General features: G+C 65.9%; 5 protein-coding genes. 3 read left to right on the forward strand and 2 right to left on the reverse strand.

What is annotated here, in order from left to right; genetic code table 11:
• Nucleotides 1-16 precede the first annotated feature (16 nt).
• Nucleotides 17-3,217, reverse strand: a complete 3,201-nt coding sequence (locus BUA36_RS08765) for an O-linked N-acetylglucosamine transferase family protein (protein WP_072783531.1) — start codon at nt 3,215-3,217, stop codon at nt 17-19.
• 226 nt (nt 3,218-3,443) lie between these two features.
• Nucleotides 3,444-13,352: an SPM autocatalytic domain-containing protein gene (locus BUA36_RS08770; RefSeq protein WP_072783533.1), complete on the reverse strand. Its 9,909-nt coding sequence runs from the start codon at nt 13,350-13,352 to the stop codon at nt 3,444-3,446.
• A 209-nt stretch (nt 13,353-13,561) separates the two neighbouring features.
• On the opposite strand from BUA36_RS08770, the gene nudC reads away from it, so the two are divergent.
• The 3 genes from nudC (at nt 13,562) to BUA36_RS08785 (ending at nt 16,330) form a co-directional block, all read left to right on the forward strand.
• Complete coding sequence (gene nudC / locus BUA36_RS08775; RefSeq protein ID WP_072783535.1) at nt 13,562-14,377, forward strand: NAD(+) diphosphatase; 816 nt, start codon at nt 13,562-13,564, stop codon at nt 14,375-14,377.
• A 64-nt stretch (nt 14,378-14,441) separates the two neighbouring features.
• Nucleotides 14,442-15,005 (forward strand): GTP cyclohydrolase I FolE, encoded by a 564-nt coding sequence (gene folE, locus BUA36_RS08780; RefSeq protein ID WP_072783537.1) that lies wholly within the window; start codon nt 14,442-14,444, stop codon nt 15,003-15,005.
• A 5-nt stretch (nt 15,006-15,010) separates the two neighbouring features.
• Nucleotides 15,011-16,330, forward strand: a complete 1,320-nt coding sequence (locus BUA36_RS08785; RefSeq protein ID WP_084560063.1) for a thioredoxin family protein — start codon at nt 15,011-15,013, stop codon at nt 16,328-16,330.
• The last annotated feature ends 8 nt before the right edge of the window (nt 16,331-16,338 follow it).

Raw genomic sequence — 16,338 nt, forward strand, 5'->3', positions numbered from 1 at the left:
CCGTGTAAGTCGGTAGTTATGCGGTGACCGCGACCATGATGTACTGCCATGGCAGCGCATCTTCCACTGCCATCACCGGATCGACGCCGCTGGCGCCGGCCATCATGCGGATCGCCGGCAGGTATTTCTCGCGCGCCGGTTCATCGGTAATGCGCGCGCTGCCGCCGCTGATCTGGAAGCCGGACTGCTGCAGCATCTCCAGCATGACGCCGCGCGTGAACATGCGCTTGCGCGATTTTTCGATGCCGCCGGCGCCATAGCGCATATCGCCCGCGTTCAGGCGCGCCTGCATGCTCCAGTGCTGGAAATTGCGCAGCGCGATCACGATCTTGCCGCCCGGAGCGATATTGGTGCGGATCTTGTGCAGCAGGCTCCATGGATCGTCCACCTTTTCCAGCGCCTCATCCAGTACCCAGCAATCGGCGCCGCGTACGTGGTCCCACAGCTCCGCGCCGGCATGCTCGATATGATCGTTGAAGACGAAATCGCAATGCGGACGCGCTGCCTGCGCCAGCGCCGGATCGGCTTCGATGCCGGTGTAGTTGGCCAGCGGATTGCGGGCGCGGTAAGCCTTGGCGAAGGAGCCGTCGCGGCAGCCCAGTTCCACCACCTTGCGGGCAGTGACCGGCACAAGGTTCAGCAGGTCCGCATTGATCTCGGCACTGGCGCTCGGCAGGTCGTAGTGGTAGCCGCCGGTGCGGATCACGGTGCCCTGCCAGTCATGCTTGATGTAGTGGCGCTGCGGCTCGCGGCTGAAATCATCGCGCACCCAGTCCACGCCCAGCAGCAGATTGCTGGCGCCGGCCTGGTGCAGCGCGATCATCGCCGGCAGCAGCGGGGCGCCGTGCTTGATCGGCATTGGCCACTGGCGCATCACCTCCACGTTGACCAGCATGCAGGCCGGGTGCAGGTAAGGGATGCCGTCCACATCGCGGCTGTGGCCTGATTCGTTGACCCACTGGACGTTGCCGACGCCGTACATCTGCGGTTTCAGATGGCTGTGCAGCGATTCAAGGAAGCCCGACTTGAGGATCTCCACATCCGAATCGAGGAACAGCACCTCGCCCGACAGGCCCAGATGATTGATGGCCCACGACATGCCGGGACCATGGTGGATGTTGTAGCCGAACGGGATGAACTCGACGTTGTCGTAGCCATCGGTGATGGCGCGGATCTGCTCCGCCACATCCGGATTCGAGCCGTCGATCACGTAGACGCGGTTGGTGTAGTGCTGGCGCAGGGTGCGCAGCAGCGCCTCGATCAGGTCCGGTGCGTTGTAGGACACCGTGACAATCGGGATCTGGTCGATACGCACCGGCGCAGGCGAAGCTTCTTCCGACGGATGCACGGCATGCGCTGGTGCGGCCAGGCGCGGTGCGGCCGGCTTGGCGACCTTGAGCAGCGCCGCTTCCATATTGCGCACGAAGCGCGGGCTGTCGAACAGCGCACAGCTCAGGCGGTTGGCCTGCAGCTGACGCTTCATCGCGGCGATACGCTGCGGGTTGTTGGCCAGTTCCACGGCCTTCTCTTCGTAGTCGGCGAAGTTATGGGTAATCAGCTGCGACAGGTCGACCGCGCGCAGCAGGCTGCCCGCCATGCGCGACGAGAAGGTCTGGCCGGCGCAGGTCAGCAGCGGCAGGCCGGCCCACAGCGCATCGCTGGCGGTGGTGCCGGCGTTGAACGGGAAAGTGTCCAGGAACAGGTCGGCCAACTGGTAGCGCGCCAGGTATTCGGCCGGCACGGCCCGCGTGTTGAATATCAGGCGGTTGCGGTCGATGCCGGCCGCTTCGGCGTTGCGGTACAGGTTCTCGCGCACTTCCGGATAATCGGCCACCAGCCACAGGACCGAATTCGGCACGCGGCGCAGAATGTTCATCCACACCTCGAACAGGTCGGGCGTGAACTTGAAGTTGTTGTTGAACGAGCAGAAGACAAACGCGTCTTCCGGCAGGTTGACCGAGGAGCGCGTCGGCTTTGGTGCGATGGCGCGCTGGCGGTCGTTGATCTGGAAGCAGTCCGGCAGATACAGCGGCTTCTCGGTGAAGTGCGCGGTCATCTCCGGCGTAATCAGGAACTCGTCGGCGATCACGTAATCGATGCCGGGCAGGCCGGTGCTGCCGGGGAAGCCGAGATAGGTCAGCTGCACAGGGGCCGGGCGGTAGGCCAGGATCTGCGGGCGTGCGCCCAGCGTCAGGCCGTGCAGGTCGACCAGGATATCGATTTCGTGGGCGCGGATGGTGCGCGCGGCCTGCTCGTCACTGAGCTTATCGATGCGGATGTAATGGTCCATGGCCTTGACCACGCGGGCGCGGATCGGCGAACCGTCTTCGCGGCTCCAGCTGAAGGCGTAGACCTCGAACTTGTTACGGTCATGCAGCTCATACAGCTCGGCGGTCAGGATGGACACTGCGTGCGAGCAGAAGTCCGACGACAGGTAGCCGATGCGCAGGCGGTTGTGGCCATAGCCATGGGCGCCCGTCAGCGGCGCGACGGCGGCGTTGATCTTCTCGTTGACGAAGCGCTTGGCGGCGGCCAGCTGCATGGCCGGATCGGCGGAGGCGCTGAGCATGGCCAGCGCCGAGGTGCCCTCCATCATGGTGGCCAGCGAGATGTGCTCAAGGCCCGAGTAGACCGGCCATTCGCACTGCTTCTGGCGCAGGTGCACCCAGTGGGTCATCACATTGGCCTGTTGCGGATCGACGCCGAGGCTCACGGCCAGCATGGCTTCCGCTTCCGGATAGCGTTTTTGAATTTCCAGCAGACGGCCCAGATTGTTCAGGGTCTGGATGTACAGCGTGGTGTTGGTCTTGATGTCCGGTTCGATCGGATCGGACAGGATGGACTGCCACATCGCCAGCGCGTCGTTGGGGCGGCCGGTGCGTTCCAGCAGCGTACCGAGATTGAGGCGGGCCTCGACGAAATGCGGATTCAGCGCCATCGCCTTGCGCAGCACCACCTCGGCGCCCGCGTCATCGCCCGAGCTGGACAGCACCACCGCCAGATTGAAGCAGGCAGCGTACGCCAGTGGCGAAGGGGTGTAATCGATCCAGGTACGGTACAGGGCGATAGCGGCTTGCAACTGACCGCTTTCCTGGAGCACCGCCGCCGCACCGAACAGGTCGCCGATGGAGAGGACGCCTTTGACGGCCATACCCATGACAGTGCCCAGCGGGCTGTTATCGACGGGGACAGGTGCAGCAGGTACTTGTACGGTCATAGCTGAGCTTCAAATAGAACCACAAAAGGTAAGCCCTATCATACCTTTTTGTAGCTAGGTAAGGGGCAACTTTTGGCTCTGGAGCAAGACTGTAAAACGCCCGCTGCTCAACCATTCAGCACTCCGGGGTCAGTTCTTGCAATCCAACACGAGCTCAGCCGTAAGATGACTTACGGCTGAGCTCGTGTTGGATTGCAAGAACTGACCCCGGAGTGGCCGCGGGTTTTTAGCGGTTGGGGACGGTGAACCAGCTGGTGGCGTGTTCGGTCGCCGGGGTTTTTCCGGTGACGGCGGCAGTGAAGCCTTGCAGGCCTTGGGCGGCGCGGTATTGCTTGAGGGCGTCGCTCAGGGCCTGGCTGCCGTCGGCCAGGGCGGCTGCCGAGGCTGCCGGTTTGGCGGTCTCCAGCTGTGGCGCGGAGGACGCCGGCGCGGCCGCAGTGCTGGCGTAGCCGGCGATGGCGTTGCTCAGGCCGCTCACTTGCTGTTGCAGGGAGGCAGATGGTGTTGCTGTCTGGTTCTGCGCCAGGAACCAGACGTCCGCGCTCTGGTGCACGCTGCCGTCGTTGCTGGTGTAGCTCGAGGTCAGGCCGACGAGGTTGCCGTTCTGCTGGGTCAGGGTGTGGTTGGCCTTGACGCTGATCGATGCAATCTTGAGCTGGGCCAGGGTCTTCAGTTCATCGGCCTGGCTGATGCCGTCGGAGTTGCCGTCGATCCAGACGCGCAGTTCGCCGTAGGCGCTGTCGGCGCTGGTGATCTGGCCGTCGCCGTTGCTGTCCAGCGCTTGCAGGGCGCTGTAGCCGTCCCTGGCCTTGCTGCCGCCGGCCAGCGTGGTGCCGCTGCCGAACAGTTCGCTGCCGTCGTTGATGATGCCGTCGCCATTGCGGTCCAAGGCCAGCAGGCCGTCGTGGGCGTCGACCCAGCCGGTGCTGACTTTCTGGCCGGCGCCGCGGATGTCGAACTGGACGCCGGCGGCAATGCTCTGCGTTTGTACGCCGTTGCCGTCAAGGTCGAGGATCAGCGGCGTTGCGTAATTCACCGAGGAGGCGTTCAGCGACATGGTCTGGGTGACGGACATCGCTGCCACCTGGCTGCCGGTGAAGGCGTTGGCCTGGGACAGGCTCAGCGCGGCCAGTCCGGCGGTCGCCAGCGATGGCATCTGGCCGGCGGTGAAGGCTTGCAGCTGGGTGTTGCTGAAGACGATGAGCTGGCTGGTTTTCAGGCCGGCGACCTGGGCGTTGGTCAGGCCGGCGATCTGGTCGGTGGACAGGTAGCCGATCTGGCTGGCGGTCAGCGCGCCCAGCTGGACCGTGGTCCAGGCCGCCAGCTGGGTGGTGGTGAAGCCGGAGATCTGGTCCACGCTCAATGCGGCGATCTGGGCGTTTTTGAGCGCGGCCATCTGGGTGGTGGTCAGCGCACCTGCCTGGGTGCCGGTCAGGGCGTTGAGCTGGGTGCTGCTCAAGGCCTGGATCTGCGCGGTGGTCATGGCGCGCAGCTGGTCGGAGCCGAGTGCGCCCACCTGGTCGACGGTCAGCGCCGGGATCTGGCTCAGCTTGATCGCGGCAACCTGGTCGGTGGTCAGCGACTGGACTTGCGGATCGGACAGCGCGGCCAGCTGCGCGGTGGTCAGGTAGCCGATCTGGGCGGTGCGCAGCGCGGTAATCTGCGTGGTGCTCAGGGCGTACATCTGGTCGGCGGTCATGGCGCCCAGCTGGACACTGGTGAGCGCCTGGATCTGGCTGGTGTTGAGGCCGACCAGTTTGCTCGTGTCCAGGCTGGACAGTTGCGAGGTGCCGATGGCGGCCACGTCCTGCGTGGTCAGCGCGCCCAGTTGGTCGGTGGACAGGCCGGTGAAGGCGTCGACGCTCAGCGCGGCTGCTTGTTGCGTGCTCAGCGCTTGCAGCTGGTCGGTGCTGAAGGCGGCGATCTGGCTGGCGTCCACGGCGTTGACCTGGGCGGTTTTCAGGCCGCGTACCTGGCTGGTGGTCAGCGCGGACGTTTGCGCGGTGCTGAGGCCGGCGAACTGGCCGGCGCTCAATGCTGCCACGTCCTGGGTGTCGAGCGCGGCCACTTGCGCCGTGCTCAGCGCAGCCAGCTGGTCGGCTGTCAGCGTTGGCATCTGGGCGGTGGACAGGCCGGTCATCTGGTCGCTGCGCAGTGCGGCGATCTGGGCCGTGCTGAGGCTGCTGATCTGCGCGGTGGTCATGGTGGCGATCTGCACCGTGCGCAGCGACTGGATCTGGTCGCTGCCGAGCGCGGCCAGGCTGTCGACGGTAAAGCCGTACGCCAGCTGGGCGGTGGTCAGCGCCGTGATGTGGTCGGTGTCGAGCGCTGCGGCCTGGGCCGTGGTGAGGCCATTGCTGAGCTGGCTCGTGCCAAGTGCTGCCAGTTGCGCAGTGCTCAGGGCGTTGAGCTGGAGCGCAGCCATGGCGCCCAGTTGCTGGGCGTTCAGGGCGGCGATCTGGCGCGTGGTCAGGACGCCGACGTCCGCCGTTTCCAGCGCGGCCACCTGGTCGCTGCCCAGGGCGGCGATTTGCTGGGTGGTCAGTGTGGTGGTCTGGGCGGTGGTCAGGGCGACGATCTGTTCGGTGGTCAGCAGGCTGATCTGGGCCGTGCTCAGCGTCGCGGTTTGCGCGGTGCGCAGTGCGGCCAGCTGGTCGGTGGTCAGCGCGGCAATCGCGGCCGCGCCCACGCCCCAGGTCAGCTGGCTGGTGCTCAGCGCGCTGATGTGGTTGGTGTCCAGTGCGGCCAGCTGCGCTGTGCTGAGACCGGCACTGATCTGGGCCGTGGTCAGCGCGGCCAGCTCGGTGCTGGTCAGGCTGTTGAGCTGGTCGGTGCTCAGCGTGTTCAGCTGGTCGCTGGTCAGGGCCTGCATCTGGCGCGTGCTGAACGAGGACAGGTCGGCGGTTTCCAGGGCGGCGATCTGGTCGGTGGTCAGGGCGGCCACCTGCCTGGTGGCCAGCGCGGCGGCTTGCGCGGTGGTCAGCGCGACGATTTGCGCGGTGGTCAGGCCGCTGCTGACCTGGTCGGTGCTCAAGGTGCTGATCTGCGCGGTCGACAGCGAGGCCAGCTGGTCGGTCAGCAGCGCTTGCAGCTGATCGGTGTTCAGCAGGCCCAGCTGTGCCGTGCCCAGTGCGGCCAGGTCGACGGTTTCCAGTGCGGCCACCTGGGCGCTGGTCAGGGCGCCCAGCTGCATGCTGTTGAGCGCGCGCACTTGCTGCGTGGTCAGCGCGACGATCTGGTCGGTGGTCAGCGCGCCAAACTGGCCCGATTGCAGGTTGCGGATGGCGGCGGTGCTGATGACGGCGAACTGGTCGGTGCTCAAGGTGCTGAGCTGTCCGGTACTCAGTGCACCGGCCTGGGTCGAGGTCAGGGCGCCGATCTGGGCCGTGGTCAGCTGGCTGAACTGGCTGGTGGTCAGCGATTCCAGCATGGCCGTGGTCAGCGCGGTGAAGGCGCTGGTGGACAGGGCGTTGAGCTGGTCGCTGGTCAGCGCGGCAAATTGCGTGGTGCTCAGTGCGGCCAGCTGGTTGCTGCGCAGCGCAACAAAGTCGGCCGTGCTCAGCGCACCGATCTGGCTGGTGCTGAAGGCGGCAATCTGGGCCGAGTTGAGCGCGGTGGCTTGCGTGCTGTTCAGCGCGGCAACCTGGTCGGTGTTGAGGGCCTTGATCTGATCGCTGCTGATGCCGGTCATTTGCGCGGTGGTCAGCACGCTGACCAGGTCGGTGGTCAGCGCGGCGATGTTGGCGGTGGTGATGGCGGCAATCTGCGTGCTCTTGAGCGCGATGAAGTCGGCGCTTTCCAGCGCGTCAAGCTGGTCGCTGCTGAGTGCGGCGACCTGGGCGGTGCCCAGCGAGGCGGCCTGCATGCTGCTCAGTGCCACCATCTGGTCGGTGGTGATGGCGCCGAACTGGGCGGCGTTGAGCGCGGCGATCTGGCTGCTGGACAGGGTGGCGAAGTTGTCGGTGCTGAGGGCGGCGATCTGGCTGCTGCTCAGTGCGTTCAACTGGCGCGTGCCCAGGTTGTCCACCTGCAGTGTGGTCAGCGCGGCGACCTGGTCGGTAGTCAGCGCGCGTGCCTGCGACGAGGTCAGTGCGTCGATCTGGTCGGTGGTCAGGTGCTGCAACTGGTCGATGGTCAGCGAGATCAGCTGGTTGGTGCTGAGGCCGGCAACTTGCGCGGTTTTCAGCGCCGACACGGCGTCCGTGCCCAGGGCCTGGAACTGGTCGGTGCTCAGCGCGCCAAGCTGGGCACCGCTGAGGCCGGCGGCCTGCTGGGTGCTGAAGCCGGCAATGTGGGCCAGGTCCAGCTGGCTCATCTGCAAGGTGCTCAGCGCGGCGATCTGGTTGCTGCTCAGGACGGCCAGGTCTTCCAGCTCCAGCGCGGCCAGCTGGGACGAGTTCAGCGAGGCGATCTGCGCGGTCGCCAGCATGCCGGCCTGGTCGGTGGTCAGCAGGATGATCTGGTCGCTGCTCAGTGCGCGGAATTGCGTGGTGGTCAGCGCGTTGAGCTGGGCGGTGCCGAGGTTTTGCCACTGGACGCCGTACAGGCTGTTGAGCTGGTCGCTGCTCAGCGCCTGCAACTGCGCGGCCTTGAGGACGGCCAGGTCTTCAGTTTCGACGGCCTGGATCTGGCTTGTGGTCAGTGCGGCCACCTGCGCCGTGCCCAGCGCCTGCACCTGCTGGGTGGTCAGGGCAATGATGCGGTCGTTGGTCAGCGCTTGCAGCTGGGTGCTGCTGAGGGCCTGGATCTGGCTGGTCTTGAGCGCGGCCAGGTCTTCCAGCTCGATCGCGCCGAGCTGGGCGGTGGTCAGCAGCGCCACTTGCGCCGTGCTCAGGAAGCCGAATTGCTGGGTGGTCAGGCCGACGATCTGGTCACTGCTGAGTGCCTGCAGCTGCGCGCTGCTGAGCGCGGTCAGCTGGACCAGGCCCAGGCTTTGCAGCTGGCCCGGTTGCAGCGTGTTCAGCTGGTCGCTCGACAGCGCCTGGATCTGCGCGGATTTCAGCGCGAACAGGTCGTCGGTGCTCAGGGCTTGTACTTGCGCCGAGGTCAGCGCGCGCAACTGGCCGCTGCTCAGCGCCTGGGCCTGGGAGGTGGTCAGGGCGCCGACCTGGTCGGAGGTCAGCAGCTGCACCTGGTCGCTGCTCAGCGCCAGGATCTGCGCGGTTTTCATGGCGGCCAGGTCGACCAGTTCCACGGCACGCAGCTGGTCGCTGCTCAGCGAGGCGACACCGGCGGTGCTCAGTGCGCCGATCTGGCGCGTGGTCAGGGCCACGATCTGGGCGGTGTTGAAGCCCGCGATCTGGGCCGTGGTGAGGCCGGCGATCTGGTTGGTGGTCAGGCCCTGGATCTGGTCAGTGCTGAGGTTGTTCAAGCCGCCCAGCGCTGCCAGCTGGGCGGCGCTCAAGGCGGCGAAGTCGTCGGTGCTCAGCGCGCCGATCTGGTCGGAGTTCAGCGCCGTCAGCTGGGTGGTCGACATGGCGGCCACCTGGTTGCTCTTGAGCGCGACAATCTGGTCGGTGCTCAACAGCGCCACTTGCGCGGTGCGCAGGGCGCCGATCTGGGCCGATTTGAGCGCGCCGATGTCATCCGTGTTCAGCGCGGCCAGCTGGTTGTTGCCCAGCGCGGCGATCTGGGCCGTGATGAGGGCGCCGATCTGCTGGGTGCTGAGGGCGGCAATCTGCGAGGTCAGCAGCGATTGCAGCTGCGCCGTGCTCAGCGCGGCCAGCTGGGCCAGCGTGACGGCTTGCAGCTGGTCGGTGCTGATGGCGTCCAGCTGGTCGCTGGACAGGGCCAGCACTTGCTGGGTCTTGAGCGCGGCCAGGTCTTGCGATTCCAGCGCCACGATCTGGTCGGTGTTCAGCGCGGACAGTTGCGCGGTGCTCAGGTTGGCCACTTGCAGCGTGCTGAGGCCGGCGATCTGACTGCTGTTCAGCAGCACCAGTTGCGCCGTTTTCAGCGCGTTGATCTGGGCCGTTTTCATGGCGGCCAGGTCCTGGGTTTCCAGCGCGGCCAGCTGGCTGGCGCTCAGCGACTGGATCTGGGTGCTGTTCAGGCTGGACGCTTGCAGCGTGCTCAGCGCCACGATCTGGTCGGTGCTCAGCGACTGGAACTGGGCGGTGGTCAGTGCGGCGATCTGGGCGGTGTTGAGGACGCGGAACTGGTCGCTCAGCAGTGCGCTGAGCTGGTCCGTGCTCAGCACCGCCATTTGCGCGGTGCGCAGCGCGGCAATCGCGGCGGTGGACAGGCCTTGCAGCTGGCTGGCGTCAAGCGCATTGAGCTGGGCCGAGGTTAGGCCGGTGATTTGCTGGGTGGTCAGCGCGCCGGTCTGGCGACTGCTCAGGCCGGCCACCTGGGCGGTGCCCAGGGCGGCGATCTGCTGGGTGCGCAGCGATGCGAGGTCTTGCGTTTCCATCGCATTCAGCTGGTCGCTGCCCAGCGCGGCCACTTGCTGGCTGCTCAGGTTGCTGACTTGCTGGGTGGTCAGTGCAATGATCTGGTCGCTATTGAGCGTGGCCACCTGGGCCGTGCGCAGCGCGGTGATCTGCTGGGTCTTGAGGCGCGACAGGCCATCCGTGCCCAAGGCCACCAGCTGGTCGCTGCTCAGCAGGCTGATGTGCGTGCTGGTCAGGCCGGCAACCTGGCCGGTAGTCAGTTCGGCGACTTGCGTGGTGTTCAGTGCTTGCAGCTGGCTGCTGCTCAGGGCGCCGATCTGGGCCGTGGTCAGCGCTTGCACCTGGGCGCTGGTGAGGGCATTCAGATTGTCGCTGCCGAGGCCGGCGATCTGCTGGGTTTTCAGCGCAGCCAGGTCGCGCGTTTCCAGCGCGATGACCTGGTCGGTGGACAGCACGGACAGCTGGCGCGTGCTCAGGTTGCTGACCTGCAGCGTCGACAGCGCCACGATCTGGTCGCTATTGAGCGCGGCGATCTGGCTGGTGCTGAAGGCGGCTACCTGCTGGGTTTTCAGGGCGGCCAGGTCCTGGGTTTCGATGGCTTGCACCTGGTTGCTGTCAAGGGCGGCAACTTGCGCGGTGTTGAGGCTGCTGATTTGTGCGGTGCTCAGCGCGGCCACCTGTGCCGTGCCCAGCGCCTGGACCTGGTTAGAGGTCAGCGCGGCGGCTTGCTGGGTTTTCAGCGCGGCCAGCAGCGACAGGCTCAGCGCGGCAATTGCGCCGGTGCCCAGGCTGGCGATCTGGTTGCTGGTTAGCGCGCCCAGGTCCTGGCTTTCCATGGCGTTGAGCTGGTCGGTCGACAGCGCACCCAGCTGACGCGTGCTGAGCTGGCTGGCTTGCTGCGTGGTCAGCGCAACGATCTGGTCGCTGGTGACGGCGGCGATCTGTTTGCTGCTCAGTGCGTTGAGCTGGCTGGACTTGAGGGCGGCCCAGTCGGCGGTGGTCAAGACGGCCACCTGCTCGGTCAGCAGGTAGCTGATCTGGGCGCTGGTCAGGGCGCCGATCTGCAAGGTGCTCAGCACGGCCAGCTGGCTGCTGCTCAGGACCTGCACCTGGTCCGAGGTCAGCTGGATCAGCTGCTCGGTCTTCAGCGCGGCCACCTGGCCCGGCGTCAGCGTGGCGATGGCCTTGGTGCCCAGGCCCAGCAGCTGGCTGGTCTTCAGCGCGGCGAAGTCCTGGGTTTCCATGGCGTTCATCTGGTCGCTGGTCAGCGCCACCAGTTGCACCGGCGTCAGTGCGCCGGCCTGGGCGGTGGTGAGGGCGACGATGAGGTCGGTATTCAGTGCGGCCACCTGGCCGGCGGTCAGCGCGGCAATCTGGTTGGTCTTGAGTGCGGCAAAGTCGCGCGTTTCCAGCGCGTTCAGCTGGTTGGTCGACAGCGCGGCCAGGCTGCGCGTGTTGAGGCTGGCGACTTGCTGGGTGCTCAGCGCAACGATCTGGTCGGTGGTCAGCGCCGCCAGCTGGTCGCTGGTGAGCGCGTTCAGCGCGGCCGTGCCCAGCACGGACAACTGGTCGGTGGTGATGGCGGCAATCGCGTCGCTGATGAGGGCGACGACCTGGCGGGTTTGCAGCGCGTTGAGATCGGCTGTCTGCATGACGGCCACTTGCGCGGTGCTCAACGCGGCCACCTGCTTGCTGGTCAGCGCAGTATATTGCTGGGTGCTGAGACCGATGATCTGGTCGCTGTCGAGCGCGGCGATCTGGCCATTGGTCAGTGCGGCGATCTGGTTGGTCTTGAGCGCGGCCAGGTCACGGGTTTCCATGACGGCGACCTGCTCGGTGCCCATGGCGGCGACTTGCTGCGTCGTCAGCGCGCCGGCCTGGGCCGTGGTGAGGCTGACGATCTGATCGCTGCTGAGCACGCTCAACTGGCGGCTGCTCAGTGCTGCCACCTGGGCCGTGCTCAAGGCCGCGAACTGGTCGGTGGTCAGCAGGCTGACGTTGCTGGTGCTCAGGCCGGCCAGCTGCTGGGTGCGGATCGCAGCGAGGTCGGCGGTCGACAGCGCGGCCAGCTGGTCGCTCGAGAAGGCTGACAGTTGCAGCGAGGTCAGGGCGTTGGCCTGCGCGGTTTTCAGCGCGGCGATCTGGGCGGTGCTCAGGGCGGCAATCAGGCTGGTGCTCAGGGCGGCGAATTGCTGCGTCTTGAGGCTGCCAAATACGGTGTCGCCCAGCGCTGCCACCTGCGACGACGACAGCGCGGCAATCTGCTGGGTGGTGAAGCCGCCGACCTGCACGGATGTCAGCACGGCGATATTGTCGGTGCTGAGCGCGGCCAGCTGCTTGCTTTGCAGCGCGCTCAGTTGCGCCGAATTCAGCGCGGCCACTTGCGCGCTCGACAGGATAGACATGGCGGCGGTGGAGATGGCAGCGACCTGCTGGGTGCGCAGCGCGGCCACGTCTTGCGTGTCCAGCGCGGCCAGCTGGGTGGTCGACAGCGTGCCGATCTGCGCGGTGCCCAGCGCGGCGGCCTGGGCGGTGCTCAGGCTGACGATCTGATCGGTGCCCAGTGCGTTGAGCTGGTTGGAGGTCAGCACCGCCACCTGCTGGGTGCGCAGCGCGGCGATGTCGCGGGTTTCAATCGCGGCCAGCTGATTGCTGTTCAGTGCTTGCAGCTGCGCGCTTTGCAGCGCGGTGAACTGGCCGGTGGTCAGCGCGACGATCTGGTCGGTGGTCAGTGCACGGATCTGGCCCAGCGACATGGCGGCCACCTGGGCCGTGGTCAGTGCGGCGATCTGGTCCGTGCCCAGCAGCGCGGTGGTGGCGCTGCCCAGTGCGGCCAGCTGGTTGCTGCGCAGCGCGGCGAAGTCCTGGGTTTCCATCGCGGCCAGCTGGGTGCTGGACAGCTGGCTCAGCTGCAGCGTGGTCAGCGCCACGGTTTGCGCCGTGGTCAGCGCGACGATCTGGTCGGTGCTGAGGGCGGCAAACTGTTTGGTGGTCAGCGCGGCGATCTGCGCGGTTTTGAGGGCAGCAAAGCCGTCCGTGCCCAGCGCGGCCAGCTGCTCGGTGCCGAGCGCGGCAATCAGCGTGGTCGACAGGTTGCTGGACTGGGCGGTGCGCAGCGCGCCGATCTGGTCGCTGTTGAGCGTGGTGATCTGGCTGGTGCCCAGCGCATTCAGCTGCTGGCTGCCGAGTACATTGATGTCGGCCGTCTCGATGCCGGCCAGTTGCGCGCTGGTCAGGGCAGCGATCTGGCGGGTGGACAGGGCGACAGCCTGGCTGGTGGTCAGCGCGGCAATCTGGCTGCTGCCCAGCGTGCGCAGTTGGGTGGTGCTCAGCGACGCCAGCTGCGCGGTCTTGAGCGCAGCGATGTCGTTGGTCGGGATCAGGGAGAATTGCGTTGTCGTCAGCGAGCCCAGCTGTGCCGTCGATAGCGCGGCAAACTGGTCGGTCGTCAGGCCGGCGGTCAGCTGGTCGGTGGTCAGGTTCACCAGCTGGCCCGTGGTCAGGGCGGCAATTTGCTTGGTCGTCAGACCCTGGCCCAGTTGCTGGGTGGTCAGCGCGGCCAAGGTGCGCGTCGTCATTGCACGCAGCTGGGCGGTGCCGATCACGGCCAGATTCTGGAGGCTCAAGGCTTGCACCTGCGCGGTCGACAGCAAGCTGATGTCCTCCGTGCTCATCTGGATGACTTGGCTGGTCTGCAAGCTGGCGATTTGGTCGGTGTTAAAACCTGGTATTAAAGATGGCATGGTCGATATTCTCCTGACGATAGAATATAGTACCGCCAAACGGCCTTATCCAGAGAGAAGAGCGCTAAAAATCCTTTAAATCTTGGTCTGAAAACAATGACTTAGCGTTGATTTTTCCGCCAAGAAAGTCGCCGATTTTTGCGCGCAAAATAGGTAATCAGGAAACACTGTAAGATGCTGTTCCGTGTCCATCTTCTATTTTCCCGGCTATGCTGCAAACTCCCGCCACATTTACCCCGCTGATACGGCCGCAGGAGCATGACAGGCCGCTAACATTCGTGTTCCATCGCGGTGAGTTGCTTCTGCGCAACACTGTGCTGGGCTTGCCGGAGCTGGCGGACCTGGCCGGTGTGGCCTTGCCTGCCGAGCGTGTGCATCCGCTGGGCGAGATGGCGGGGCGCTACTACCAGGCCGTATGGCTGGATGAGCCATTGCTGCCGGGGCCGGAATTCAGCTATCACAGCCTGCGCTCGCTGTTCAGCGTGGTGGATGACGGCTTCCTGGGCATCGCCGGCCGTGCTTACCAGATCCTTGAATGGGCGCGCACCCACCGCTATTGCGGCGCCTGCGCCACGCCGCTGCAATTGCTCGAGGGCGAGCGCTGCCTGCGCTGCCCGCAGTGCGGCCACAGCGCCTATCCGCGCATCTCGCCGGCCATGATGGTGCTGGTGCGCAAGGGCGACCAGGTGCTGCTGGCGATGCACACCAATTCGCCTTACAAGCGCTACACGGCGCTGGCCGGCTTTCTGGAAGCGGGCGAATCGGTCGAGGAGGCCATCCACCGCGAGGTGTATGAAGAGGTCGGCCTGCGCGTGCACAACCTCCAGTATTTCGGCAGCCAGTCGTGGCCGTTCCCGCATTCGCTGATGATTGCCTACACGGCCGATTACCTGGACGGCGAGATTCGCGTCGACGCGACCGAGATCGCCGAAGCGCGCTGGTTCGGGCCCGGCGACGAATGGCCGGAGACGCCGGTCAAAGTCTCGATTGCCGCCAAGCTCATCGACGCCCACCGGCCCGGCTGAGCGCGGGTGAAGTCCCGGCGTTTTCTATATACTGTCGGGCAAATTTGAAAAAAGGTGTTTCATCATGTCTCAAGAAGAATTCTCGGAAAACGACTGGCGCCGCCTGCTTGCCAGTTTTGGTGAAGATCCGGACCGTCCCGGCCTGCAGGAAACCCCGGCGCGCGTGGCGAAAGCCTGGAAGCACTGGACCTCGGGCTACGAGCAGGACCCGGTCAAACTGCTGAAAGCGTTTGAAGATGGCGCGGAGCAGTACAACGAATTCATCATCGTCCGCAATATCCCGGTGTACAGCCATTGCGAGCACCACCTGGCGCCGTTCTTCGGCAAGGCCACCGTGGGCTACATCCCGAACGGCAAGATCGTCGGCCTGTCCAAGCTGACCCGCCTGGTGGACTGCTTCTCCAAGCGCCTGCAGGTGCAGGAACGCATGACCATGCAGATCGCCAACGCGCTGATGGACGTGCTGGAGCCGAAAGCGGTGGGCGTGATCATCAAATGCCGCCACCTGTGCATGGAAAGCCGCGGCATCCGCACGCCGGGCGAAGAGACGGTGACCTCCGCGATGCTGGGTGAACTGCAGCCTAACCTGGCGATGCGGACCGAATTCCTGGCGCTGGCCAAGGATTAAGCCCGATGGCAGCCATCAAATGGCTGGGCGGCAGCCTGGCGGACGCGTTTGCGCTGGCCGCGGCGCAGCAGCGGCCCCTGTTCCTGTACTGGGGCGCCGTCTGGTGCCCGCCGTGCAACCGCGTCAAATCGGAGATCTTCGCGCGCGACGAGCTGGTGCAGCGGAGCGCGGCCGTGCTGTGCTATTACCTCGACGGCGACAGCGCAGGCGCCCAGGCGCTGGCCGCGCAGTACGCGCTGCGCAGCTATCCGACGCTGGTGCTGTTCGCGCCTGACGGCAGCGAAATCACGCGCCTGCCGTGCGAGCTCGATGGCGAGCTGTTCGTTGCCGCATTCGATACTGCCTTGACCGTCCATGCGGCCGGCTCATCGGCCGCCGCCGCGCTGGAGGCCGCCTTGACAGGCACGCGCGCCTTGAGCGGCCACGAGTGGACCTTGCTGGCCCACTACTCCTGGGATACCGACGAGGGCAAACTGCTGGGTACGCGCGCGCTGGCGCCGACGCTGGCAACGCTGGCGGCTGCCAGCACCGATCCTGACGCCGCCGCCCGCCTGCGCCTGCATGCCCAACTGGCGGCCGGCGCAGCCGATGCCGCGGACTTGCTGGCGCTGCTGGCCGATGCCCGGCTGGCGCGCGTCAACATGGACATCTTCAACAACAGCGGCGTCAACCTGATCAAAATTGCCAGCCGCCGCGAAGAACTGGCGGCAGCGCTGGGCGGTGTCGCTGCGCAGTGGGCCGACGACTTCTGGCTCAGCGCACCGGACCGCCTGATGGCCGTGCGCCTGCAAATGCGCCTGGCCCGCCTGCTGGCGCCGGCACACGGCTTGCAAGATCTGGTGCGCGAGAAGGTGGAAGAAGCGCTGGCCGCATCCACCGATCCCTACGAACGCCACACACTGGTGAACACCGCCGTCAGTGCGCTCAACGACGCCGGCCTGAGCGCGCAAGCGGAACAAGTGCTGCTGGCCGAACTGCCGCGTTCGCATTCACCGTACTACTTCATGCTGAGCCTGGCTGCGAACGCCAAGCGCCGTAGCGACATCGCGGGCGTGCTGGCATGGTATGGCAAGGCGTGGCAAGCCGCGACGGGTCCTGCGACGCGCCTGCAATGGGGCGTGACCTATCTGAACAGCGTGATTGACCTGGCGCCGCAGGACAGCGCGCGCATTGAGCAAGCGGCGCAAGGCGTACTGGCCGACATCCGGATCGCCGGCGCCGACGCCTTCCAGCAACGCAACCTCGCGCAGCTCCAAAAGCTGGGCCCCAAACTGGCGACGCTCGCCGCCGGCCCCCACACCGCTGCCCTTATCGCCCGCCTTTAATTACTGCC

The organism is Duganella sacchari, assembly GCF_900143065.1.
Classification (GTDB): domain Bacteria; phylum Pseudomonadota; class Gammaproteobacteria; order Burkholderiales; family Burkholderiaceae_D; genus Rugamonas; species Rugamonas sacchari.